Consider the following 23,792-nt stretch of genomic DNA (forward strand, 5'->3'; position numbering starts at 1 on the left):
CCCGCGGAGCGGGTCCCTCCGGGCTGCGCCCGTCACAGCGAGCCGGGTCGCTGCGCTCCCCGGCCGCTCCCGCTCCGCGTGAGCGGATGCGGCTCGCTCCGCTCACCACCAGGCGGCACGCGCTCCGCGCCCGCCACCCAACCGCAGGGCATCCGGCCCGCGTTGCGGGCCGGGGCCGGCCTCCGGCCGACCCGTGGCCTCCGCTGCGCTCCAGCCACACCGGGCGCACCCCCACTCCCCCGTGCGGGCCAGGCGTGCCACGCTCCGCGCGGCCCACCCACGGGCCTGCGGCCCGAGCAGCAGCAAGAGGAAGGGGAGGTGACAGGTGGTCGGGCGAGTGACGGGGCGCGGGGGCCGGCCCCTCTCGGAGAGGGGCCGGGACTGAGGGGCCATCAAGGCCCTGGATTCGCTTGCGATAAGGCAAGACTAGCAGCTTTCGGCCACGTTAGAGGGAATCTCGGGATTCTGTGTGCTTCATTTTGGGAGCCAAGATAAGCTATGGACTCAGAGCACACCAACCCGGACCCCTCCGGAGCGATATCGAGGTCCATCCCCCGGCCTTGCCTGTGCTCTGGCGAGGCAGAGAACCGAGCCGATCACATCCGTCCAACCGTAGCCCTCACGGTTCGTCTACGTGCAGGTTTCCCGTTTCCCGCCGCTCGAATCGAGTGGGCAGCACCCCAGGAGAAGGCAGGCGAATATGTCGAGCACAGACCACGTTGACCAGCGCGAGGCAGCCCAGCGAGAAGCCATTGACGCGGTCGTGCGCGCCCTCGAATTGCCTGCAAGATCACTTGTGCCCGAACGAGGGCTTCGAACGCAGGTGATCATGGCGACCGGGTCCGGGAAGACCCGGGTGGCGGTCCGCAGCGCGGAGGAGCTCCACGCGGGCCGTGTGCTGGTGCTCGTGCCCTCGCTGGACCTGCTCGCCCAGACCGAGTCCGCGTGGCGCGAGGGGGGCCGCAGGGGGCCGATGATCGGGGTGTCCTCGCTGCGGGGCGAGGAGGTGTCCTTCCCCAACACCACGGACGTGGACGAGCTGGTGGAGTGGACCCGGGGCCTGGACAAGGTCACCGTCTACGCCACGTACGCCAGTCTCGGACTCGGCACGCTGGAACGCGCGCACGCCGGGGGCCTCGCGGCCTGGGACCTGATCGTCGTGGACGAAGCCCACCGCGTTTCGGGCCGGATCGGGAAGCCGTGGGCGGTCGTGCACGACAACCAGAAGATCCCGTCCCTGCGCCGTCTGTACATGACGGCCACGCCCCGGCTGTGGCAGCTCGGAGACGAGAACGAGGCCGGCGCACCCGGCGAGCTGGTCGCGAGCATGGAAGACGACCCCGAAAGCCCCTTCGGCAGCCGCTGCTTCACCCTGACCCTCTCGGACGCCATCGACCGGGGAATCTGTGCCCCCTACCAGGTCGTATGCGTCGACGTCACCGACACCGCCCTCCAGGCCGCGCAGCTCCTGGGCGCCGAAAGCCGCTCGGCAGAGGTCCGCGGAGCCCGACTCGCCGCCCTGCAGACCGCCCTGGTGAAGGCGTCTGCGGAGGAGAACTTCCGGCGCACGCTCGTCTTCCACCACGTCGTGAAGGAGGCCGAAGCCTTCGCGGTCGGCCTTCCCGACGTCGCCGCGCAGCTGCACGCCAGCGACCCGGAGCTCTACCCGAAGACGATCTGGGCGGACTGGCTGTGCGGCGACCACAAGCCCCTCCACCGGCGCCGCCTGCTGGGCGAGTTCGCGGCCGGGATCGCCACGGACGGCACCGTCGTGGAGAAGTGCTTCCTGTGCTCGGTGAAGGTCCTGGGCGAGGGCGTCGACACCAAGAACTGCGACTCCGTGTACTGGGCGGACGTTCGCGGGTCGATGCCCGACCTCGTCCAAGCGGTGGGCCGGGCGCTGCGGATGCAGCCGGGCGAGGGCAAGGTGGCCTCGCTCGTGGTGCCGGTGCTGCTCGGGCCGGGCGAGACGGCGGACAACATGCTCACGAGCCGGGCGTTCGGCGGGCTGGCGAAGCTGCTGGAGGCGCTGCGGGCGCACGACGCGCGGATCGTTGAGAGCCTCGCGGAGCAGCAGGCCCCGAGCCGCTACAAGCCCGTCAGCAAGGACGACAGCGGCAAGAGCACCGACGGGAGCGGCGAGGGCGCCGGAGGCGTCAGCGGCCCCGCCAAGGCACTGCTGAAGTTCTCCACGCCCCGCGACCCGGCCGCCCTCGCCGCGTTCATCAACCTGCGGGTCCTCAACCCGGAGCACGAGCACTGGCGGCGCGGCGTGGAGGCCGCCGTCATCTACGCCCGCGAGCACGGCGACCTGCGCGTCCCGTTCACGTTCCGGGTGCCCGCCGCCGTCGACGGCCAGGAGGCCGAAGAGGCCGGGTGGCCGGCCTCGCTCGCCGGGTTCCCTCTTGGGCAGTGGACCGCCGACGCTCGCCGGTTCTACGCCCGCAGTGACATGGACGAGGACCGCGTCGCGCAGTTGGAGAAGCTCGGCATGATCTGGTCGCACTTCGACGTCGCGTGGGAGGAGGGCCTGTCTGCCGCGCGCGGGTGGGCGTCCGAACACGGGCACCTCCTGGCCCCGCTGGACGCCACCTTCCAGGGCGCGAAGGTGGGCATCTTCCTGAAGAACGCGCGGGCCGCCGCCCGCAAGGCGCAGGAGAACGAGCAGCGGCGTGCCGAGGGCCTGCCGGTGGAGTCGTCGGCCGGGGCGCTGTCGGACGAGCGGCGCGAGCAGCTGGAGGAGGTCGACGCCTCTTGGTGCCCGAGCTGGCCGGTGACGTGGCAGCGGTGCTTCCACCTGGTCCGGATGCACCTGGACGCCGGCGCGGCGCTGCCCACCGAGGCGGGCGACGTCGTGCGCCAGGGCGAGGATCTCGGGCGCTGGGTGCAGTCGGTGCGGCTCGGCTGGGACCAGCTCACGACCGTGCAGCAGTGGATGTGCGAGCAGGTCCTCGGGATCGAGCCCGCCAGCGAGGACGAGAAGCCGCCACCGCGCCGCACACAGGCCGACAAGTGGGCCATGAACTACGAAGCCGCCCGCCAGTTCTACGAGCGTGAGGGGCACCTCCAGGTCCCGAGGAAGCATGTCGAGCGGATCGGCGGCGAGGGCCAGGAGGAGCGGGAGTACAGGTTGGGCTCCTGGATCGGGAATCAGCGCAGCCGGGCGTCGACGCTGACGCCGGAGCGGATGGAGCAGCTGTCCGCGATCGGGATGCGGTGGTCCTGATGGCGGGCGTCGTCACCGCGGCCGCCGCGCTCGCGGCCGGCTATCTGCTCGGGCGGCTGCGCCCGTGGCAGCGGCTGGGCGACTGGGCGGCCGATCAGGTCCGCTTCACCGGGGCGTGGGTCCGGGGCGGCTTCGGTCGCCAGGCCGTCGTCGTCCTGGTCCACGCCGTCACCGCGCCGCGCACCAGCTGGCGCATCATGCGCGCCCCGGCCACCGACACCTCGGTGCCGGTGCCCATACGCGATCCGGACTGGGTCGCCAACCGCACCCGCCACGACAAGGGAGGCTCCGCGTGAGCACCGAGCAGCACGACGCCGACGCGTACGGCCAGGAGCTGGCCCGCATCAGCCACCACCAGCACGAGGCCACCGACGCGCGGTTCATGGTCTTCCAGGCCCTGGCCGCCGTCGGGCTCTCGAGCGAGCAGGCCGACGACGTCGTGGCGAAGCTGGAGGTTGGGGCGGTGGCCGGCGCACACACCTGGATCTCCGAGAGCAGCCCCCCGCACAAGTCCGAGCCGCGGTTCGAGGACGGCTGGTTCGCCGGTGTCCGCGACGTCGCCAGCTACCTGCTGCGCATCGCCGACACCACCGCCAACGCGGGACGTGGCCGCGCCGCCTCCAGCGCCATGCTCCTCGCCCACCTCCAGCAGCCGCACTCCCCCGCCCCGGCAGAGGCCCCGGCGGCGGTCCCGGCCGTGGAGCTGGACGCGAAGGACGTCCTGGCGGCCGCGGAGCGGTTCACGTGGGCTGTGGCCGCGCCCGGTGTCCGCCACTGGCCGGACGGCAGTGACTTCCTGGACGTCGCCCTGAGCGCGGTGAGCCCCGAGGAACGCGAGGGGTACATCGAGCACCTGGCGGTCTTCGTGGAGGGGCACCGAGACCGCCTGGAGGAGCTGCTGCGCGCGTACGGGCCGGGCAGCAGGCCCGCCTCGCACGGTCGGTACGCACTGATTGGACAACCCGAAACCCTGGTCATCGTCGAGCGCATGGAAGCCGTGCCGTTCCTCCTGCGCAGCCAGTGGGAGAAGGAGCTGGAGACCGTCTTCCTGAACGACCTCGAGTTCGCGTGGGGACCGCGCATCCGCCTGAACCGATGAAGCGAAACGTCGACGGGCCGCACGGAATCTTCCGTGCGGCCCGTCGACGTATGCGGGTCAGAGTGCATCGCCGTACCGGTTCCAGCGACGTCTGACGTACGCGCAGGGCGAGCGGCGCCACTGAGCCGAAGACGTCGGGCGCCCCCTACGCTTCGAGGTTGTCGGGGAGCTTGTCTCCCTTGATGCCGACCTGGCTGATTGAGAGGCCCAACAAGAGCGCTCCCTCCAGGCCGGCGAGCAGAGAGAACAGCTGGTCCTTCTCCTCCTGTGTTCCAGCGTCACCGTGCTTGAACCCCTGGAGACTTTTGCGGGTGGCCACGATCACGCGGGCCAGGACGTCGTGGATGAGGCTCGGTCCTTGGCCGTTGTCGTGCTCGTGTGCTTCACGCGCCGTGGGACCGCCGCGGTAGACGAAGCACAGGACCTCCGCCCGCTTGTTCGGCTGATCAACGCCGTTCTCATCCGGGTAGGTCAATCCGGGCTCGTCCGGCAGGTTGGCTTCGATCCAGGCCATGACTTGTTCCTTGGTGAACGCTTCCCGCAGGATCCGGTCAATCAGCTCGATCAGCGAGTTGGCCGCCTGAGAGATGCCGTCCTCGGAGTGAGCCAAGGCGTCCTTGGCTCCTCGGATCTTCCTGACGAGCTGGGAGTTTTCACGCTCGAGCCTCTTCACCGAGGAATCGGCCACCAAGTGCCGGATTGTGGAGACGATCTCTGTCATGTCGTCGGGCCGCCATCCGACGAGGTCGTCGGCGGTGGCGGTTGTGAGATCCATGGGGAGTGTGGAGATGAACTTGTTGCCGAACGCCTCGTCCGCCATGATGACGATCTGCACAAAATCGAGGCCGAGGATGTCGGCCTTCGAGACAGCCTTCCGCTGGTTCTCCGTCATGTTGCTGATGGCGTCGCTCCACGCCACGGCGAACGGCATCGACGCGCGGAGTCCACGTCGCACGGCCAGAGCTACGATCGCGCCGTCCTCTTTCACTGCGTCCACGAGCCGTTTGAAGTCACGGGCCCCGAGCAGGCGGAGCGCGAAGGCGTTGTAATTCACGCCCTTGAAAGAGTTCAGCCAGGATATCGCCACATCCTTGTTCTGAGTTTGCTCCAGAATGTAGTCGAGCCCCGTTTCCACGTCGGAAAGATCGAACTCCTCGAAAGTGGACTCCAACCGGTCATACCAAGGCTGGTCACTACCTGTGTCCAGGAGGGCCCTGCACATCGAGATCAGCAAGTCTGCACCAATGATCGCCGAGTCGTCGAAGTGCAGGGCCGTGCGGACATCGGGGTCGAGCTGCCGGAGAAAATCCGCAATCCGCGATCGGCGCGTACCAACAACCGCAGAGTCCTGCATGTTCGCCTCGCTTCACCACGTGCATTTGAATACCGATCAACTTACTCCGGTGAGTCGAAAACCTTCACCAATTTTCCTGCACCCCAATCCGTTGAACCACGGGCCACCGCTTCCGCAACAGGCGGCGCATCACGCGCGTCTGGCGAAGCCTCAGGATGACGTGTCATCGAACGGGGCCTTGAGGTTCCGTCGGCCGGGCCGCAGGTCTTACGAGGCACGGCCGCCGGCGTCAAACTGCCGAGCCCGGTCATCAGCGCGACACCGGTCTGGAACTCGTCCGCTGCCCCGCCGGTGATGTCGAGCCGCTGCACATCGAGCGGGCCGCCGACGAGCGCGGCGTAGCCGCGGCGTGGAGCGGGCCGCGGCGGTCGTCGTCGGTGTCGGTCCGGCCGCGCAGCGACTCTTCATCCCTGTCCATGGGATCAGCTTCCCAGCCACCACCGACAACCAGGGCCGGTACGTGCACCCAACGCCCAGCCACCGCCGACTGCACGGGCAGGCCCAGGGTCACCTTGGGCCTGCCCGCGCCCGTGGGTGGCGTGCCCGGCTCAGCGGCGCAGACGTGAGAACCAGCCGATGGCCTTCTGCTCCGGCACGGCCTGCTCCTGCTCCTGTTGGTCGGCATCGTGGGCTTCGGCGACGGCTGTGTGCTTGCAGCTGTCGCACAGGTCCGGATGGGAGTCCGTCGGGGTGCCCCAGTCCGTCGCCCGGGCCGCCTCCCACCGTGCGTCGGTGAACTTGGTCCCGCAGCCGGTACAGACGGGACGGTGCGCTTCCCGCTCGGCTGCCTTCTTCGCGGCCTGCTCCTGCGCCGCGCGCCGCACCTGGGCCTGGTACGCCGCCGTACGGGCCTTGGCTTCCTCTGCCTCGCGGGCGTCGGCGGCGTCACGGCGTGGGTTGCCGATCGCCTCGAGGAGCGGCTGCATGTGGTCGCGGCCGAAGCGGAGGAACACGGCGTCGGCCGGTCCGTACTTCTGGAGGTTGGGCAGCGTGACCGCCATGATCGGGATCTTCTGGTCGTAGAGGTGGTGACCTCCGCGTTGCCGCTCGCCCTGCCACAGGTGACGGGTCAGCTCTTGCAGGCGCGGGACGGTGCGGTCGGGGTTGCGCTCGCCGATGTGGTTGAACACGAGCAGCACGGGCGGGTGCGGTGTGTCGCCGTACCGGCCCTGGGGAACGGTCCAGCGGGTGCGCCACATCGGGCGCTCACGGCCGTCGGTGTCCTTCGCCTTCCGCCGGAAGAAGCGGGCGTACTTCTCCAACTTGGCGGCGAGCTCCTCCGGGGTCTCGTGGCAGTTGTCGACCTCGATGAACAGCAGCGGCACCTGATCCTGCGGTGCGGTGAGAACCAAGTCGGCCTGGGCGCCGCCCTTGCCGGGTGTGTTCCACGTCCCGGTGGCGGGCAGCGGGACCTCGGTCCAGAACGAGGCGATCGTGCCGATGCCGCCCGGTGAGTCGACGTCGGCCTGGGCGGCGGCCTGGACGTGCGGCGGGTCGTCGGCCAGCCGGGCCAGGTTCGGCTTCGGGCGCAGCAGCGCGATCACGGTCTCGTTGACGGCCATCGGGTGGGAGGCCCCGCTGGAGCCCGCGCCGCGCGCGGTGGAGCCCATCTCCGTCACCGGGCGCCGCAGCTCGTGGGAGGCGGCCTCCAGGCCCTTGAGGGTCAGGTTCCGCAGCGAGTCGCCGCCCCCGGTGGAGCCGCCGTTCTCGGACAGGCCGTGCTTGCGCATGTCGGAGAGCGCGCCGGTGTGCGAGGCGGTGCGGGCCTGCTTCCGCTTCGACGGCGGTTCCTTGTCGGCGTGCCGGAAGGTCAGGTGCGGGGCGCCGATCCGCTGGATCTGATCAGCCGTCGCCACCTTCAGCGCCCCGAGCACGCGCAGCACGTCGCCGCGGTAGCTGTTCGTCGACCCCGCCGGGTTGGTCTTCCGCTTCCCCGCCATCAGCTCTGCTCCCTCGTTGCTCGCGACCGGCCGCCGGCTCGCCGCCGACCGCGCCCGGCCGGGGAGGATGTCCGGGCCGCCCGCAACCCGGCAATCTCCTCCACTTCATACATATAGAGGAGATTAAAGGGTGTGACGGTTCGAAATCCGCCCCGATACCCGGCCTGACAAGGGGTTTTATCGCTCCCGTGGGTGCCGGGCACCAAAGGGGGTTCCCACGGGCCCTCCGCAGGGGCGCCCGCAGGGACCTGCCACGGCCTGCCCGCCGCAGGCAGACCTTCCGCCCCCGTCGGCCCGCGGGCTGCTCGCACCCAGTCCGTGAGTGGGTGATCGCCATCGTCCGTCTCCTTCACTGCCCCGGGTCCGGGGCCTTGATCCGAAGGAGCAGCGTGCAGGAGACCCCCTTGTCCGCGGTCTGACGGCCGCCGATAGCCGGGGTGGTCAAGGGAAAACGCGGCGCCCAGGGCAGTGCGGCCGACCTGGACAAGGGGTAGGCGGTCCGGCTCGCCACCGGGCTCGGCAGGTGGACAAGGGGGCCAGGTTCGCCCCTTGCCGCCCGATTCGCCCGACTCTGTGTGGCAGGGAGAAATCTCTGGTCTCTGTCCACAGGGCTGCCGCTGAATCCTGCTGGGGAGTCGTCGTGATCCACGCGGCGACCGCAGTTGAGGAGACGTCATGCCGTACCTGATCCCGCCCCGAACGCCGCTCACCGAGGACCAGGTGGAGCGCGCCTTCGACTACGTCATCGCGTTGCAGCTGGGCGGTGGGGGCCAAGTCGCCGGCCGCGCGGACGCCGACCCGGAGCTAGCCTTCCTGCTGCTGCGACTGGCCGAGGACATCGTCTTCCCCGCCACCACCGTCTCGGACGATGACGACCCGTGCGCGGACTCCTTCGCCCTCGACGAAGTCGGGTGCATCCTGCTGTCCGCGCTGCGGGACTGGGCGCGGGACTCCCCCTCCACCGGCGCGCTGGGCATCGCCCGCACCATCATCCGGTTCACGGTGGACGTCATCCCGGACCCCGATGACGAGGACACCGCCACCACTCTGGAGACGATGCGGGACGAGCACCGGGAACGTGCCCGCACGGTGCACCCCGCAGTCGGCGCACACCAGTAGCCGCGCCCTGGCCGCACCGAGTGGAGCCCACCCGATGCGGCCTGGGCAGGACTCGGTGGCGACCACTCTCGGTGGACTCCACTCGATGGAACCCACTGAGTGGAGCCCACTCGATGCGGTGTTCCAGGGGCGCCCGGTGGCGCGTTTCCCCTTGACACGGGCCCGTGTCAAGGGGAAACGCGACCGGGTGCGCGGGGGTGGATGCACGGCATCGTCACCACGATGCTGTGCACTACGGAGCGATGTCGTGCATCCATCCAGAGAGTGCACGGCATCGTCGGTGAGCATCGAGTGGACCACGCCGGGTCCACTCAGCGGCCGGCTTCTGGCCCGCGGTGTCGGTCCGGCTGCTGGGGGTGGTGCGCCCGCTGGTCGTCCTCCCGCACCGGGTGCGGTGCGGGAGCGTCCTGCGGGTCGGTGTACTTCTTCGTCCTGGCGGCGGCGGCGTCGCCGGCCTTCGTGATGACCTCCATCGCGCGGCGCAACTGCTCGGCGGTGAAGTCCAGAGCCTCCACGTCCGTACGCGACGCCTTCAGGGCCCGCAGCTCCTTGAAGTCGACCGCCTCCTCGACCCCAACCCCCGGCTCCTGGTCGTCGCGCTCGGGGTCGGCGGCCGCGAGCAGCTGCTCGGGCATCGCCGTCTGCTGGTGCCGGACGATGTCGTACCCCCGGCCCCGCACGACGGTGGTGTGCAGCTTCTCCCTCACGACCGCACCGGCGAGGACGGCCCGCTCGTACTGCAGCGGGATGCGGGGGATCTCCCACTCCCCCGCGTCCTGGCCCGAGGACCGGGGCGCGGCCGGCTCGCCGGGATCGGCCGGAGGTTGCCGGTCCGGATCAGGTACGGCGGATGGGCGGCGTCGGGCGGTGAGGTCGGACAGGGCCCACCGGGCTGTGTAGAGGCGGTAGCCGGCCTCCAGGCCGCGCACGGTCTTCGGCTCGCTGATGTCCAGGCAGTAGGTGGAGATGGCGGCGGCCACGATCTCCTCGTCCAGGCCCGGCTCGCGGCAGCGGCCCCGCAGGACCAGGGCGAGGTGGCGGCGGGCTTCGGCGAGCAGATGCCTCCGGTGGAACCGGCCGCCTTCGTTCATCACGAACACCGTCGCGGCGACGTCGACGGCCGCCAGGGCGACGTCGACCACGGCGACAACCCGGGCCCGGATCGCCACGGCCGCGGCGCGGGCGTACTCGAGGAGGGAGGTGATGACGTCGGCGGCGACACCGGAGGTGAGGATCGCGCTCGTCTTCCACCAGGCGCGCAGCTGCGCGAGTGGCAGCGTCTTCTGCTTGGGCGGGCGGGTCTTGCGGGCGGCTATGGCGTTCATCTTGGCGCGGGCCCGCTCGGAGACCACGGGCAGGAACTTCGGCTCGCCGTTGTCGTCGACGGCGGTGACGTACTCGTGCTCCAGCTCCTCGAGGCAGGCGGCGATCTGGTCGCTGCGCCGGGAGGTCCAGCGGATCAGCTCGTGCGGCACCCCCGCGATCTCCATCACCGGCCGGCGCCCCGGCGTGACGGTGCGCGGCTCGGTCGCCAGCCCGAGCTCCTCGCAGACCTCGGCGGCCACGAGCTCGTTGTAGAGCGCGGAGGCCGCGACGGTGTTCTCGTGCAGGGCCGTGGTGTGGATCGAGCCCCACTTCCCGTCCCGGCGCTGCCCCTTCACGGACAGCAGTACATGGTCATGGAGCAACGGGCGGCCGGAGCGCGCCTCGTAGTGGCGAAAGCGCGCGGCGACCAGACCGCCGGGCGGCCGCACCCGGTAGATGCCGTCCTTGCCGTACCGGATCACCGCGACCTCGTCCTCGATCCACTCCAGCACCCGTACGATCGCCCGCTCGTGCGCGGCCTCGATCACCCGACAGGTCTCCTCATCCCCCAGCGCCCACAGGAGGTAAATCGTCGGCTGCGGCCGGAACACGAAGTCGACCCCGGTCACCATCACCCGGCGGCCGAGGGCACCGGCCTTGAACGCCTTCGCCGGGGAGTCGCCCGCGGCGAGCCGCTCGGCCTCGATCCGGTCCGCGTACGGGTGCCAGCCCCGCTCTCCGAACAGGTTCCGCAGCTGCGCCTCGGTGACTTCCTTACCCGGCGCGAGTCCGAGCGCGGCAAGTCCGCGGCCCATCCAGCGCCCGGCCGGGACACCGGCTTGCTCCCGGGCGGCGCGCAGCGGCGTGCGGGCCGGGCGGCGGCCGTCGCCGACGACGGTCTGGCGCAGGTAGTAGCGGTACATCTGACCGGCTCGGATGACCTTGATATCCACTGTCATGGAGACCACGTCACACCGCTCTGACCTGCGAGAAAAGGCCGATCAGTCGTACGTCCCGTCAGGCGGGAGCAGCGGCCGAACTTTCTTCTCAAGTGCCCGCCAGGCGGGAAGCGGCCCCGGGCCGAACGCGAATGTCATCGCTCTCCGGCAGTCCTCACACCACGGCCCGGACAACACCGTCCAGCACCACTGAGCAGCATTCAGCGCCACGGAACGAGCACCGCCTACAGCAGCCCCTGGCAACCGGCGGGGGCTTCGTCGTGCTGCCCGGAGGAGACCCCCATCCCCACCTTCGAGGTCCTCCCCCGCTTCACCGCCGACCTCCAGCACCTCACTCCGCCCAGCGCCGGCGCTTCCGCCGCGTCGCCTAGGACGCCTTCGTGCCAGACCTGCGCACTGGCCGCCAATTCCGACCCGGCATACGAATCACGGGCGTGCGCCGCGCCCCCGGCGTCTACGAGCTCACCTGGGCACCGGACGGACGCGCGACGTGGTCATACGGCGGGGAGAAATTCGCTGGACTCCCCCACATCGTGTGGCACCCGATCGGGACGCATCCTGGGCCGGCCCCTGGCCGAAGGCTGTTCTGCGGGCGCGGGTCGCCAGTTGGTTGGCTGATCGTTCCGCGCATCAGGAAGGGGCACCGCGTGGCAGGCCTGGACGCGGGCGTTCATTCTCCGCCGCCGGTCGCTTCCTCGCCCTCGGTAGCGACTACCGCTTCGTTTTGGGTGCTGGCTCGGCGCGGGAGCTCAGGCAGCACAGGTCCGGTGGGGCACGGTACGGGCCGAAGCCCGTGCGGCCAGACGTACGTACGCGTCACGACGGCCCCGGGGGCGCCGGTCAGCGCTCCGGACACCGTGTACGTAATCTGCCCGTCCGGCCAATCGAAGCGGGCCTCCACCGAGCAGTGAACCCACGCGCTGCCGTCCCATACGTACATGCCTGGGCGCCGTCCGGCGGGGTAGGCCGTCACCCGAGGCCGCGGCCCTTGTGCCGGAGACCACGGCCGGCGCTCCTGCGGCTCCTGGCCCGGATGCCCAGGGAGGTTCCCCGGGACGGCGGCGGGCTCCTCGTTCTCCATGCTGCCGAGGGTAGACAGAAGCCCTCGTCCGAGAGGGACGAGGGCCCTGCGTGCCAGCGGACCGGTTAGGGGCCGCTTCGCGAACCTGGAAGACAGCTCGGGCCTGTTTTCTACTCGCCAAGCAGCTTGACCAGCATCCGGCGGTCTTCCTCGGTCAAGTGTTCCCGCAGGATCTTGTTGAGGGCTGCAGGGTCTTCCCAGGGCATGCGCGGCGCGGCGGCCCCGGGCGGCCTCGGTGTGGCGTGGGTGATAACTGAGTTATCACCCTTGGGGGCGGTACCCCGCCGTGAGGCAGTCCGCTGCCTCTTCTTGTCAACGTCAGCGCGTGCGCGGCGGTCTGCTTCGTCCTTCTGTTGTGCCGTGGGGATCTTTGCCATGTTCCGGAGATGTGCGACGTTCCGCCTGCCCGCCTCCAGATCTGCTTGGAGCTCAGGGGTGAGGGAGAGAAGGGAGATCTTCTGACTGATCAGGGGCTGGCTGATGCCGAGACGCTTCGCAGCTTTGTGCTGGGATCCGTAGAACTGGACGAGCTGCTGGAGTGCCTGAGCGTCCTCGAGTTCGCTGAAGTCCTTGCGCCGAGCGTTGGCGATATACGCGGCTTCCAACAGAGTTTCGTCTGTGCTGGCGAACTCGTCGCCAAGCATCACCTTGATGGCCGGCAGACCGGCTTCGCGTGCGGCTTTCAGACGGCGATGGCCGTCGATCACGACGTACGCGGCGCCAGCATCGAGTTCGTTTCGTCGTTCTGGCCGGTTGGCCAGGTACGCCTCTGTAGTGGCCACTGTGATGGCGGTGATCTGGCCGACCTCGGTCAAGGTCTCGACCAGATCGCTGACGTCCCCGATCTCCTCGCGGGGGTTGTCCGGGTTGAAACTGACGTCGGCGGGCGCCACGAGGGCGGGCTGGGGTACCACCGGCGTTCCCGTGGCAGCGGCGATGGCTCGTCCTCGGCTGCTCTGCGGGGCGCCGAACGCCGGGGCGCCTACGCGGCTTGCCGCATTCTGGCGGGTGGTCACACGATCTCCCTGACAATGCGGCGGATGACTTTTGCCTGTTGCGAGGCCGGAGCGTAGGACATGAGGGCCCGCTTGTTCCTGACGGCTTCGCGCTGGTCCTTGAGACGGCCGATGACGCCCACGACGCGGGGTTCCTTGAACTGCTTCCATGCCTCCAGCGAGGAGGTGATGACGTAGCCGTCCCGTGCGTCGTAGAGGTTGACGACGAGGCCAAGGTGGTCGACCTGGATTCCCCAGTCGGCTTGACCGGACTCGATCTGTTCCAGAAGGAGAGCGAAGGCATCGGCGGAGGAATCCTCGGCCTGTACCGGGATGAGTACACCCGAGTTGCTGGGCGCTTCATTGTCCCGTCGGCGGGCGTAGTAGATCGCCGCATCCATGCCGACGCCCAGGCTGGGCGGGCAGTCGACGACGATGACGTCGTAGTTGCCTTCTACCGGTTCCAGGGCGCGTTGGAGGGTGGCCTGCCGGTTGCGGTCGGTGGAGATCATGATGTCGAGGAGGAACGCGTCGGCGCAGGCGGGGAGGATGTCCAGTCGTCCTCCGAAGCGGTCGTCATCAATGGTGACGATGAGGTCTCTGACTGACCCTGTTCGTACGGTGCCGGCCATGTACTTGGCGAGGCTGGGGTCGTCGATACCGATGGCCTGCATGCCGAGCTGGGCGGTCAGGTGTCCCTGGGGGTCGTAGTCCACGAGAAGGACGCGCAGTCCGAGTCCAGGGTGCGCTTCGTCATTCTGGAGCAGTTCCTCGGCCTCGCCGGTAGCGGCTTCCTCGCTGGACTGGAGAGCTACTGCCTCTGTGGCTACCAAGACCTTGAGCTCGGGCCTTTCGGCGCAAGCTCCTGCAACTCCGGCGGCGACGGCGGTCTTACCGACGCCCCCTTTCTGGTTGCAGAGCACGATGCGCCGGGGGTACGGGGTGGGGGCAGGGGCAGAGCGTTCCTGGAGCCAGAGATCGACTGCTTGGGCGAGGCCTTGCACGATCGGCATCTCGCGTTGCGCGCAGGTGGCTTTGAGTTCTGACCACTGACCGGGGCGCAGCCAGCTAGACCATGCAACCCCGCCGGTGGTGTCGATGACGGGTAGATCGTCGGTGCGGGTCTGCCACATGTCGAGGGCTTCGGACACGGCGTCCTGGATGTCCACGCCGATCTGGGCAGCCCGGACTTTGAGGTCTCGTCGTAGCTGGGACGGCAGCTTGGAGACAACCTTTTCCCTGTCTCCGGTGGGGCTTGGGGTAACCATGAGGCGAGCTTACTAACCCCAACCTGAGGGCGAGTGACCCGACGTCATACAAAGTCGACCAATATGTCCGCCCTCCATCGGGTGATAACTGAGTTATCACCCCTGAGCCCGGCTGGTTCGGCACGTCTGGATGGGCTCGGGCCTCACCCCACCGAGTTTCTCGACCAGCCACGCAAAGCAAAAAGCGGCCCGCTGCTCCCCGGCGTTCGGGAGCAGCGGGCCGCGTTGTGGTCAGGGGGCCTGGGTGGCGAGGGTGTCGTCGATGAGGATCTCGGGGGCGGGGTCGGCGGTGGATCGTGCGGTGGTGGCCTTGTCGATGGCTGGGGTGAGTGCGTCGTAGACGCGGCCGGAGAGGGCTTCCTGGTCCGGGTAGTCAGCCCCGACCCAGCCGGGGTGGGCATCCCAGTCCAGCTCATCGAGGTAGGTGACGAGCTGGGCCCCGGTGAGCGTGATCCGGACCATGCCGCGCTGTCCGCGCTCTCCGCCGGCAGGGGCGGTGGTGACCTTCTTCAGTCCGTCCGGGCGGGTGCTCTCCCAGATGTCCTTGTTGCAGATGATGGTCAGGGAGCCGATTCCGGCGGCCTTCTTCATGCGGCTGTCGTGATGGGCGGGGGACTGGGGGGTCGTCGCGCCGCACGCCGTGAGTGCGAGCACTGTGATCAGGGTGGTTGCTGCCAGGGATGCGGTACGGCGGATCTGCTGCACGGGGTTATGCCTCCAGGTCGAGGTCGGGGGTGATGGTGCGTCCGGCGTGTGCGCGGGTGAGGAGTCGGTACGGCGTCCTCCAGGCGCCGTGGATCCGTGTCCTGGCGCAGTGGAGCGTGCCGGTGAGGGCGGTTTCGGTGTCGGGGTGGATGAGGACCAGGGCGACGGGGTCGGCGTCCGGCTGCTGCTCGGGAAGCGGGCGTCCGCGCTCCAGGCCGCGCTGGCCGATCCGTACGGCGACGTCGCCGCGGCCGGTCCAGGGGGTCGGCCGCTGGCGGGCGGTGAGCATGGCGGTGAACTCCGCGACCGCCTTCTGATCGCCGGGGTGCAGGGGGCCGGTGCCGTGTCCGCAGCGGCGGAAGCGGGCCGTCACGTGCGCACCGTCCGGCGGTACAGCCGCGTCCGGGTCGCGGGGCTTGCCGGAGGGCCGGGTGGCGTGGGTGCATTCGGTGCCGTCCGGGTGGAGCGGGGTGATCTTCACGGTGATGCGGCCATGGGCTTCGTCTCCTGGTCGGGTTCGGGGAAGGGCAGCTGGTGGAGCGCGGCCGCGCGGGCACGCCTGCGGGTGGGGCGTGGTGGGGTGGGCGGTTCGGTGCGGGTGAGTGCGGTGTCGGGGAGGAGTCCGAGCTGTCCGGCGGCGGCCGCGCGGGCGGCGAGGGTGAGGGAGCGGGTGACCCGGTGGTGTCCGTGGTCGATGCGCAGGTGGCAGAGCTGGCAGGCGGCGAGCAGGTTCTCGTCTCGCACGTCTTCGGGGGTGTGGTTGAGGTGGACGGTGGTGAGGTGGACCACGGACCCGGTGTCGGGGTGGGGCTCCTCGTGGACGGCGGGGCAGCGGCCGCCCGGGTGCGGCAGGCCGCAGTGGCCCGTGCACTCGCAGCGGCCGCCCGCCCGCTCGAACCGGATCCGCGCGCTGAGCTGGGGCCAGTCGCGCGGGTACCGGTGAAGGTTCTCGGGTCGGATGGGCACGGCCGTCACTCGCCCCCGGCGGCGTGGCGCTGCTCGAACTGCTCGATCAGTTCGCTCAGCGCGCTCGGGTCACCGGCGTGGCCCACCCAGACGCCGGCTTCGGTCCACACCGGTACTTCGCCGCTGTCCTCTGCGTCGAAGTAGCAGACGTAGGGTCCGTAGCGCTCGATGACGGCCGTGGAGACGGCGGCCGGGTCGGACAGCAAGGGCGCGGTCTCCAGCACGGCGAGCGTGGTGATGGCCAGCCACATCGGTTCGTCCGGCGTGCGGGGCAGCCGGAGGTAGCCGGTGACGCGGAGCTTGTCGCCGGGCACCAGGTCGTGGATGACCGCGTGCGCCAGCTCGGGGTCGGCGACGCTGCACGGCAGGATCATCTCGTCGGTGCGCTCGTCCGTGGGGGAGACGGTGAGGCGGAACCGGGCCGTGCTGTCGTGCACGTCGCCGGGCACGGTCTCCTCGTCCAGGAACCCGTCCAGGGCTATCGCTTCGGCGGCCATGGGTCAGCCGGCCTTCCGGGCCGGGGTCTGGTGGGCGGCGTCGTACGCCTCCCGGACCCGCTTGGGCACCATCCCGGCGTCAGCGACCTGGTGGCCGTTGGCGCGCGCCCACGTCCGGATGGCGGCGAGCTCCGCCCGGATGCGGCCGCTGCCCAGTCCTGCCCGCATCAAGGTGGGCACGGCGGCCGTGGTGGTGCGGGTGGCGGTCTTCACGGTGCGCAGCTCCTGCTGCGCCCGCTCGAGTTCGGCCTTGGCCCGGGCGACCTTCTCCTCCGCCTCGCGCTGTGCGGCCTCGCTGTCGCGGCGCTCGGACAGCTCGCAGAGGTCGGCGGTGATGCGGGCGGCTCGGCTGCGCATGCTGGCGGCCGGGTGGGTGGCGGCCCAGTCGAGCAGCTTCTGGACGGCGTCGGAGAGGGGCGGCGCGACGACCGGGACGTTGATGGCCGGGGCGGCGGCGGGGACTTGGCGGGTGATGAGGTCGGTGAGTTCGGTCGCGCTCAGGCCGGTGGCCTCGCGGATCGTGTGCTCGGCGTCGCCGTTGGTGTGCATGGAGAGCGCCATGGCCTCGAACGCGGTCAGGGCCGGGGCGGCGGGGGTGTTCGTCATGGGCGTGTCTCCGGTTTCCGGGAGGAGGGTGAGCAGGGCGGTGAGGGTGTCGGGGTCGGTGGGCAGCCCGAGGACGTCCAGGAGCAGCCCGAGGTCGTCCTTGTCGCGGGAGCTGCGGGCGGTGACCCGGGCTGCGGCGGCGAGCTGCTGGGCGGGGTTCGGGTCCAGAGGCAGCGATTCGGCTTCGAGGGCCTCGGACCAGTCGGTGAACATCAGGCCGCCCTGCCGCTGGCGGCCAGGGCCAGCACGTGGCGGTTGGACGCCGCCTGCTGGGGGGTGATCGGCTGTTTCCAGGGGTTGTACGGTGCGGGCCGGGTGGGGATGGACTCCAGCTCCAGTCGGGTCAGGGCCAGTTCGCGGACGGTCGGCGGGACGACGCGGGCAGTGCGGGCCCGTTCCCGTCGGCGCCGGTCCTGGTCGGCCACCACGCCGACCCAGTCCTCACCGAGCCGCGCGACGAGGTCCCTGCGCAGCTGTGTGCGGTCGCGTTTGGTGGTCGCCGCCCACACCCCGGTGTGGGTCAGGTCGGGGTTGGCGAGCGCCCACTTCAGGCAGCCCGTGACGATCGGGCAGCCGGAGCAGGCGTGCTTCGCCTTGGCGAGCGCCTTCTCACGGGCGTGGGGGTCCTGGTCGGTGCTGTGGATGTCCTCGAGCGCGAACAGGCCGGGTTCCGTGCGGCAGCGCAGGGCCTGGTCGGTGATGGGGAAGGGGATCCGGTCGTCGGCCGCGATGAACGTCGGCGGGTGCGGGATACCGGCTTTGCCGCTCATGAAGTGCCCTCCGGGGTGAGGTGGGGAAGCTGAAGGAGGACCTGGTCCACGAGGTCCTGCGGGGGGCGCCACGGTCCGAGCTGGCCGCGGGGCCACGGGATGGGGAGCGCGAGCTCCTGGACGTCGGCCAGGACGAGGTGGAACGCGTCGGGCTGCGCCCAGCGGGAGCACGGGGCGGTGCCGGCGGTGTCCTGGTGGCAGTCGGTGAGGCGGGCGACGCCGATGACGGCCCGGGTGTGCAGGGTGCGGCCGCGGATCGCGGGGGCGACCAGCGGGTCGCGCATCAGGGCCCGTTCGGTGGCCGCACCGGCGTGGAGCAGCAGCCAGCCGCGCCAGGACCAGGGGGCCGGGCGGTTCTCCACGTCCTTCCCGGCGAGGATGCAGGTCGTCCACGGCTGACGGATCGTGATGCCCCGGATCCAGGCGCCCGGGCCGGCGGTGACGGGTGTGTCGCTCATGCCGCCCGCCCCGGGGTGTGGGTGCCCGGCCGTCCGGCGCGGCGCCCGTTGACGGACGGCACGGCGGCGTGTGCGGCGGTCGCCAGGGTGACGGTGCCGGTGTGTTTGCCCTGGTACATCGCCGCGTCGGCGGCGCGCATCAGGGTCGGCAGGTCGTGGTGGGCGACGGCGTGCGGGGTGGCGGCGCCGAGCGACACGGCCAGCGGCAGCGTCCCGTCCGTGTACGGGACGGGACGGTGCATCAGCCGGACCAGGTGCTCCAGGCGCAGCGCCTGGTGGCGCGGCTCGATCCGGGTCAGGACCGCGAACTCGTCGCCGCCGAGACGCCCAGCGACGCCTCGGGGTCCGGCCCAGTCGGTGAGGCGGCGGCCGATCGCGGCGAGTGCGGTGTCACCGGCGGCGTGCCCGTGCGTGTCGTTCAGCTGTTTGAACCTGTCCGCGTCCGCGAGGACCAGGACCGTCTCGTCGGGGTGCCGCTCCAGGAGGCGCTGGGCGCGGGTGGTGAAGGTCTCGCGGCGCCAGCAGCCGGTCAGTGGATCGCGGTGGGCCTGGGTGAGGCGGCGGTGCAGGAGGGTGGTGTGGAGGGTCCATCCGGCGAGCGGGACGGCCAGTGCGGTGATGTGCAGGACCCGGGTCGGTAAGGCGGTGGCGGCGGGCATACTGGTGGCTTCCTTCTCATCTATGGCATGGGCGGGAAAGCCCGGGCCCGCCGGTGACACGGCGGCCCGGGCGCTTTTGTGTTCAGGGTGTTGCGACTGAGCAGGTGCGCCGTGGTGACGGGCTCGGCGGCCCGTCACCACGGCGCTGAGAAACGGTCAGCAGCCGCCGTCGCGTTTGGCCGCGTCGGCCATCGACTGGACGAGGCGGCGCTCGGCCTCCAGCAGCTCCTCGGCCGCCCGCTCCAGTTCCGCCATGCGTGCTTCTTCGTCGGTCATGGGATCTCCCTCCGGGCGAGCCGGCTGTTCCGGCTCCCCGCCCGTCCCCGTCTCCGATCCGGGCCGAGGCGCGGAGCGGGGACGGGGAGGGACAGGGAAACGTCCAGATGCTCTGCGGTCAGCGGGAGGGGTGGGCGCGGTCGCGGGCGGCCGCGAGAAGGGCCGCACGGTCGGGGTGCTCGTCCACGACGGCTCGCAGGGCGCGCCACCAGGTGCGGGCGTACCGGTCGCGGCGGATGAGGTCGCGGAGCTGTTGGCGGGCGCGGCGGTGGTGGGCGGTGAGGGTATCGCAGAGGCATTCGGCGTCGGGGTCCTGAATGCGGGCCATGCAGGACGGGGCGAGGCAGAGGGTGCCGTCGGGGTCGGTGAACCAGAAGCAGCCGCGCGGAACCGTGTCGGGCGTGATGGGGGTGGGGTTGGTGCGGGTTCCGCGCAGGGCGGCGGTGCGGGTCCGGGAGCGGCCGGTCACCGCGTGGTGGCCTTGGTGGTGGCCTTGGTGGTGGCGATCAGAGCGGCGACCGTTTCCCAGCCGTGGTGCCATGCGGAGTCGAGCTGGAAAGCACCATTCATTCCGTGCGAGGCCAATTGGTAGAAGCCGCCCTTTCCGGTCTTGGTGGCGATCTTCTCCAGCAAACCGTCCCCGGGGACGCGTCGGTCCGCCGCGTAGTGGGTGCCGAAGGAGAGGGCGAGCGCGGCCGCGGCGGCGGCCGGGTGGACCCGGATGCCGAGCACGCGGGCGCCGACCCCGGCCACGATCGCCTGCGTGGCCGTATAGGTCAGGCAGTGAGTCAGGCACGCCTTGCGGCCATCGGCTGTGCCGTGGGTCGTCTGCTCCTTCGTGGCCGGGTCCTCGTAGGTGACCGGGTGGTCATCCGAGGCACCCTTCACGCGGGCACAGAAATCGTCCTGGATCCAAAAATCTCCGATCGCGCTGGCGGCGCGGGTCAGTCCGAGCAGGGCGGCGAAGGTGGCGGGTCGATGCGTCATGCTGGAGTTCTCCTGATCTCGATTCGGGTGACGGGGAGCGGGACGACCGGCCTCTTTGCCGATGCTGCGGTCGCCCCCGTGCGCCTTCCGCCCCGTCCTGTGTGGCCGGGGCGGAGGTCGTTCAGAACGGCGGTTCGTCCGGCCAGGCCGGGCCTGGGACGGGCATGAGCCGGACGCGGAGCTCGCGCCGGGGCCGTCCAGCAGCCACACGCCTCCATCTCCGGGAACGGTCCCCCGGGCCACCAGCCGCCCGCGCCCCGGCAGTCGGGACGGGAGCGGCGGGCGTCAGGTGGATGCGGTGGGGGTCAGGCGCCGGCGGCGACGCTGTCCAGGCGGACCCCGCGCAGCGCGTCCAGCACGTACGCGTCGAGTCGGGCCTGGTGCTGGGCGGCGGCCGCCAGGTCGGCGGCGCGCTCGCGCGCGTAGGACGCGGCGTCCGGGCTGACGCCGGCTGCGGCCAGGGCCCGGTCGACGGCCTGGCCCGCGAGGTGTTCGGACCACCACTGGGCGGCGCACTCGCGGCGGGCGCGGGACGCCGCGCCCGCCACCGACTGCGCCCACGAGCCGCTGGCGGTGTTCCGGCTGCTGCACCGGCTCCAGGTCCGCCACCGGTCGCTCATGTGCTCGGGGTCGGTGTCCCAGTCGGCGGCCCACCGGGCGGCCCGCTCGGGGATCTCGCGGTGGATGACGTCCAGGACCTCCCGGCCGCCGGCACCCAGTGCGCGCCACGCGTCGGTCTCCTCCACCACACGGATCCGGTGGGCGAGCAGCCGGTAGGAGTAGTGGTGCTGGGACCAGTTGCCGGTCTCGCCCAGGGGCTCCACGACCCACAGGCGGACCGGCCAGGCGACGGGCCAGATGCCGGTGTCCTCCAGGACCTCACCGACGCGCTTGACCATGCGGAAGTACGAGAAGCGGCTCTCGTCGAACCACTTCTCCGTGCAGGGGCGCGGGTGGTCGATGACCTGGCCGACGTGGTCGGCGAGGCTGACCGGTGTGCCGGCCTGGCGGCTGAGCTCGATGATGCCGTCGGCCGGGGTGGCCATGTACCAGGTGACAGGCGTGCGTGCCATGCGGTCCTCCATCAAGGGGTGCTGACTACTGATCGGGTGTGCCGGTCGCCCGCGCCGGTGTGGATGGTGCGGTGGTAGCGGGATGGGGTGGTCAGAACCGGGGGTTCGTCCGGCCAGGGGTCGCGGTGCGAGAGGAGCCGGACGCGCAGCTCGGGCCGCTCGGCCCAGCAGCCACACGCCTCCATCTCCGGGTGGGCGCCGCCGACCCACCAGCCGCTGTCACCGTGGCAGCGCGGGCAGCGGGGCCGGGGTACGGCGGTGACGCGGATGCCGTGCCGGTCGGCGGACACCCGCCAGTGGCCGGCCTTGAGTACGGCGGCCGCCGCCGTCACCGCGGTGAGCGGGACGGCGGCGAGCCGCAGAGCTGCGCGTGCGCTCACGTATCCGCCCTCCAGGGCCCGGTGCGCTGCGGGGTGGCGGCGGCCAGCCGGTGTGCGGCGGGCTCGATGTAGGTGGTGGGGTCGGCGGGGGTTCCGTCGTGGCACTCCAGGCAGGAACCCAGGGTTTTGAGGGGGAGGCAGTGGCTGTAACGGCGGCCGCAGGTCGGGATGGGGCAGGTCTGCCGGGCCGCCATGGCGCGGTCGAGAGCGGCCTCCTGGGCGAGCGTCGGGGTGCGGCGTGGTAGGGCCAGGTCGATCCGGTAGAGCCATGCGAAGCGGCGCCCGCTGCGGCATTCGATCCGGGCGACCGGCGGTTGCCCTCCCGGCCGTAAGCCCATGTCGCGGAGCTGGCGGCGCGTCGCCATCTCGGCGCGTCCGGCCTGCGTCCAGCGGAAGACCGGGAGTGATCCGTCGCGGGGGTCGTTCGGGTCGACGTCGACCAGGTCCTCGCCCGCGCAGGGTCTCGTCCTGGCGAGCGTTGTCATCGCTGGTTCCAGGCGCAAGGGAGCGGTGCGGGCCGGTAGGGGTGGCGGGGGCCGGGGCGCTGCGGGTGGGGCCGGCCGGTACGACGGCGCGGGCGAGGCGTTCGGGGGGTGAGCACAGGTTCCTCCATCAGGTGCGGTGGCGGGCAGTGCTGCGCCCCGTCGACCGAAGGGCCGGCGGGGGGCGTGGTGGGACGGGTGGCCGGGCGGCCTGTCCGGTCCTCACCGCCCCGGGTGGTCCAGGAGCGGTGAGGGCCGGGCGGGCGGCCGGGTCAGCGGGTCATGGCCGCGAGGATGGTGGCGTGGTCGAACGCCAGGGGTGGAAGTGCGTTCAGGGGCCACCAGCGGGCGTCAGCCGCATCGTCCAGGGCCGTCGGGGCGGTGAGCTCGGGCAGGGTCGCGGTGTAGGCGACGGTGACGTACCGGCCTCGCGGGTCACGGCCGGGAGCGTCGAACACGCCCACCTGCACGAAGGCGTCGGCCGGGACGGTGATGCCGGTCTCCTCTTTCAGCTCGCGCACGGCAGCCTGGAGGGATGCCTCCCCGACGTCGACGTGCCCGCCGGGGAGTGCCCAGGAGCCGGCGTAGGGGTTCCAGCGGCGCTGGATGAGCAGGACATGGCCGGCGGCGAGGAGGACGACGTCCGCGGTGTAGCGGATCGTCTCGTCGCGGGTTTCAGGACTCATGAGGTGGTCCTTTCTCAGCGTGGGTCAGGCCGGTCGGCCTGCCCGGTTCTCGCCCGGCCCCCGGTGTGGTGGGGGTGGGGCGAGAACCAGGCGGAGCGACCGGTGTCAGTTGAGGGAGGGGGGCTGCTGAGGGTCGAACGGCTTGAGGACGGGCGGTGCGGGGGCCTGGTGGGGGACGTGGATGGTGGCGTGGATCTGCGGTGCGGGCGGGGCGGGCGGGGCCTGAACGTGGACGTTGATGAAAGCGGTCGGGGAGAGGCTGATGCCGCGCAGCGCGAGCAGACTCAGCGCGGCCCAGCCCAGAGCAGCGATTCCCGCGGCGATTTCCCGGCCGGGGGCGGGAGTGCCGGTGAAGACGATGGCGACGGTGAAGGCGCCCCACAGGAGCCAGAGGATCCGGCCGCCGCTGGACCGGAAGAAGCCGAGGACCAGGGCGAGTGCTCCGGTGGCCTGCCACAGGGCGTAGGCGGTGGTGGGGGTGACGGGCAGGTGGGCGGTGTGGGTGTTGAGGTAGCGCCGTACGGGCTGGTCGACCGTGGCGAGGAGCCCGGTGGGGTCGGCGACTTTCTGGGTCGGCCAGGGCAGGGCGTGGGCTGCCTGGAGGCCGAGGTGGCCGGTCCATCCGAGGAGGAGGGCGGCCGTGGCGAGGCCGCCGATGACCACGGCCGCTTTGAGCCACAGGGCGGTGTGTGACCAGCCGAGCGTGACCGCGCTGTTGATGTCGTCGGCGCGGTCCCGGAGCCAGCCGAGGACCTGGAGGCCGCAGTAGGCGAGGGTGGACGTCTTCATGGGCGGGTGCCTTCCGGGGTGGTGGGGCGGGTGTCGGGTGCGGTGTGGGCCGGGCTGGCCCGGTCCTGGCGGGCGGTGGTCTCGGTGGAGGCGTTGTGGTGGGCCGGGTGGA

Annotated in this window: 24 protein-coding genes and 1 pseudogene; 4 read left to right on the top strand and 21 right to left on the bottom strand. The window is 71.1% G+C overall.

Features of this window, described 5'->3' with window-relative positions; genetic code table 11:
- The first annotated feature begins 700 nt into the window (after positions 1-700).
- The 3 genes from PZB77_RS30760 to PZB77_RS30770 are packed head-to-tail and all read left to right on the top strand — an operon-like array spanning position 701 to position 4,325.
- A complete protein-coding gene (locus PZB77_RS30760) occupies positions 701-3,226 on the top strand; it encodes a DEAD/DEAH box helicase (RefSeq protein ID WP_275496300.1) in 2,526 nt (841 codons plus the stop codon).
- Positions 3,226-3,522 (top strand): hypothetical protein, encoded by a 297-nt coding sequence (locus PZB77_RS30765; RefSeq protein ID WP_275496301.1) that lies wholly within the window; start codon positions 3,226-3,228, stop codon positions 3,520-3,522. Before PZB77_RS30760 ends, PZB77_RS30765 begins: the two co-directional genes overlap by 1 nt.
- Positions 3,519-4,325, top strand: coding sequence for a hypothetical protein (locus tag PZB77_RS30770; RefSeq protein WP_275496302.1), 807 nt, complete (start codon positions 3,519-3,521; stop codon positions 4,323-4,325). Before PZB77_RS30765 ends, PZB77_RS30770 begins: the two co-directional genes overlap by 4 nt.
- 145 nt (positions 4,326-4,470) lie before the next feature.
- Here PZB77_RS30770 and PZB77_RS30775 read toward each other — a convergent pair whose 3' ends face one another.
- The 3 genes from PZB77_RS30775 to PZB77_RS30785 all read right to left on the bottom strand — a co-directional run bounded on the left by PZB77_RS30775 (position 4,471) and on the right by PZB77_RS30785 (position 7,619).
- On the bottom strand, positions 4,471-5,679 hold the full coding sequence (locus PZB77_RS30775) for a hypothetical protein (protein WP_275496303.1): 1,209 nt from the start codon (positions 5,677-5,679) through the stop codon (positions 4,471-4,473).
- A 250-nt stretch (positions 5,680-5,929) separates the two neighbouring features.
- A complete protein-coding gene (locus PZB77_RS30780) occupies positions 5,930-6,097 on the bottom strand; it encodes a hypothetical protein (RefSeq protein WP_275496304.1) in 168 nt (55 codons plus the stop codon).
- A 130-nt stretch (positions 6,098-6,227) separates the two neighbouring features.
- A complete protein-coding gene (locus PZB77_RS30785) occupies positions 6,228-7,619 on the bottom strand; it encodes a replication-relaxation family protein (protein WP_275496305.1) in 1,392 nt (463 codons plus the stop codon).
- A 675-nt stretch (positions 7,620-8,294) separates the two neighbouring features.
- Between PZB77_RS30785 and PZB77_RS30790 the strand changes: the two genes are divergently transcribed.
- Positions 8,295-8,738: a hypothetical protein gene (locus PZB77_RS30790; protein ID WP_275496306.1), complete on the top strand. Its 444-nt coding sequence runs from the start codon at positions 8,295-8,297 to the stop codon at positions 8,736-8,738.
- Positions 8,739-9,049: 311 nt separating this feature from the next.
- Here PZB77_RS30790 and mobF read toward each other — a convergent pair whose 3' ends face one another.
- From mobF to PZB77_RS30885, 18 genes and pseudogenes are all read right to left on the bottom strand, one after another.
- On the bottom strand, positions 9,050-11,002 hold the full coding sequence (gene mobF / locus PZB77_RS30795; RefSeq protein ID WP_275496307.1) for a MobF family relaxase: 1,953 nt from the start codon (positions 11,000-11,002) through the stop codon (positions 9,050-9,052).
- A gap of 1,191 nt (positions 11,003-12,193) precedes the next feature.
- Positions 12,194-13,099, bottom strand: a complete 906-nt coding sequence (locus PZB77_RS30805; protein ID WP_275496308.1) for a ParB/RepB/Spo0J family partition protein — start codon at positions 13,097-13,099, stop codon at positions 12,194-12,196.
- A complete protein-coding gene (locus tag PZB77_RS30810) occupies positions 13,096-14,346 on the bottom strand; it encodes a ParA family protein (protein ID WP_275496309.1) in 1,251 nt (416 codons plus the stop codon). Before PZB77_RS30810 ends, PZB77_RS30805 begins: the two co-directional genes overlap by 4 nt.
- A gap of 231 nt (positions 14,347-14,577) precedes the next feature.
- On the bottom strand, positions 14,578-15,051 hold the full coding sequence (locus tag PZB77_RS30815; protein WP_275496310.1) for a hypothetical protein: 474 nt from the start codon (positions 15,049-15,051) through the stop codon (positions 14,578-14,580).
- A gap of 4 nt (positions 15,052-15,055) precedes the next feature.
- On the bottom strand, positions 15,056-15,532 hold the full coding sequence (locus PZB77_RS30820) for a hypothetical protein (protein ID WP_275496311.1): 477 nt from the start codon (positions 15,530-15,532) through the stop codon (positions 15,056-15,058).
- Positions 15,529-16,017 carry a hypothetical protein gene (locus PZB77_RS30825; protein WP_275496312.1) on the bottom strand — a complete coding sequence of 163 codons (489 nt, stop codon included), beginning with the start codon at positions 16,015-16,017 and terminating at the stop codon, positions 15,529-15,531. Before PZB77_RS30825 ends, PZB77_RS30820 begins: the two co-directional genes overlap by 4 nt.
- 5 nt (positions 16,018-16,022) lie before the next feature.
- A complete protein-coding gene (locus PZB77_RS30830) occupies positions 16,023-16,514 on the bottom strand; it encodes a hypothetical protein (RefSeq protein ID WP_275496313.1) in 492 nt (163 codons plus the stop codon).
- A 3-nt stretch (positions 16,515-16,517) separates the two neighbouring features.
- Positions 16,518-17,333 carry a histone-like nucleoid-structuring protein Lsr2 gene (locus PZB77_RS30835; protein WP_275496314.1) on the bottom strand — a complete coding sequence of 272 codons (816 nt, stop codon included), beginning with the start codon at positions 17,331-17,333 and terminating at the stop codon, positions 16,518-16,520.
- Complete coding sequence (locus tag PZB77_RS30840) at positions 17,333-17,890, bottom strand: WhiB family transcriptional regulator (RefSeq protein WP_275496315.1); 558 nt, start codon at positions 17,888-17,890, stop codon at positions 17,333-17,335. The genes PZB77_RS30835 and PZB77_RS30840 overlap by 1 nt, the downstream gene beginning before the upstream one ends.
- The gene (locus tag PZB77_RS30845; RefSeq protein WP_275496316.1) at positions 17,887-18,348 is read right to left on the bottom strand and encodes a hypothetical protein; all 462 of its coding nucleotides are present in this window, start codon (positions 18,346-18,348) and stop codon (positions 17,887-17,889) included. Before PZB77_RS30845 ends, PZB77_RS30840 begins: the two co-directional genes overlap by 4 nt.
- Positions 18,345-19,007 (bottom strand): GGDEF domain-containing protein, encoded by a 663-nt coding sequence (locus PZB77_RS30850; RefSeq protein ID WP_275496317.1) that lies wholly within the window; start codon positions 19,005-19,007, stop codon positions 18,345-18,347. The genes PZB77_RS30845 and PZB77_RS30850 overlap by 4 nt, the downstream gene beginning before the upstream one ends.
- A gap of 394 nt (positions 19,008-19,401) precedes the next feature.
- Positions 19,402-19,752 (bottom strand): hypothetical protein, encoded by a 351-nt coding sequence (locus tag PZB77_RS30855; protein ID WP_275496318.1) that lies wholly within the window; start codon positions 19,750-19,752, stop codon positions 19,402-19,404.
- A complete protein-coding gene (locus PZB77_RS30860; protein WP_275496319.1) occupies positions 19,749-20,270 on the bottom strand; it encodes a hypothetical protein in 522 nt (173 codons plus the stop codon). Before PZB77_RS30860 ends, PZB77_RS30855 begins: the two co-directional genes overlap by 4 nt.
- A 305-nt stretch (positions 20,271-20,575) precedes the next feature.
- The gene (locus PZB77_RS30865) at positions 20,576-21,343 is read right to left on the bottom strand and encodes a hypothetical protein (protein WP_275496320.1); all 768 of its coding nucleotides are present in this window, start codon (positions 21,341-21,343) and stop codon (positions 20,576-20,578) included.
- Positions 21,344-21,474: 131 nt separating this feature from the next.
- Positions 21,475-21,723: pseudogene (locus PZB77_RS30870) on the bottom strand (hypothetical protein); the annotation flags it as partial.
- On the bottom strand, positions 21,720-22,208 hold the full coding sequence (locus tag PZB77_RS30875; RefSeq protein WP_275496321.1) for an RRQRL motif-containing zinc-binding protein: 489 nt from the start codon (positions 22,206-22,208) through the stop codon (positions 21,720-21,722). The gene PZB77_RS30875 and the pseudogene PZB77_RS30870, both read right to left, overlap by 4 nt.
- A 269-nt stretch (positions 22,209-22,477) precedes the next feature.
- A complete protein-coding gene (locus tag PZB77_RS30880) occupies positions 22,478-22,891 on the bottom strand; it encodes an NUDIX hydrolase (RefSeq protein ID WP_275496322.1) in 414 nt (137 codons plus the stop codon).
- A 105-nt stretch (positions 22,892-22,996) separates the two neighbouring features.
- Positions 22,997-23,680 (bottom strand): hypothetical protein, encoded by a 684-nt coding sequence (locus PZB77_RS30885; protein ID WP_275496323.1) that lies wholly within the window; start codon positions 23,678-23,680, stop codon positions 22,997-22,999.
- Positions 23,681-23,792: the final 112 nt, after the last annotated feature.

This window comes from Streptomyces sp. AM 2-1-1, from assembly GCF_029167645.1.
GTDB lineage: Bacteria > Actinomycetota > Actinomycetes > Streptomycetales > Streptomycetaceae > Streptomyces.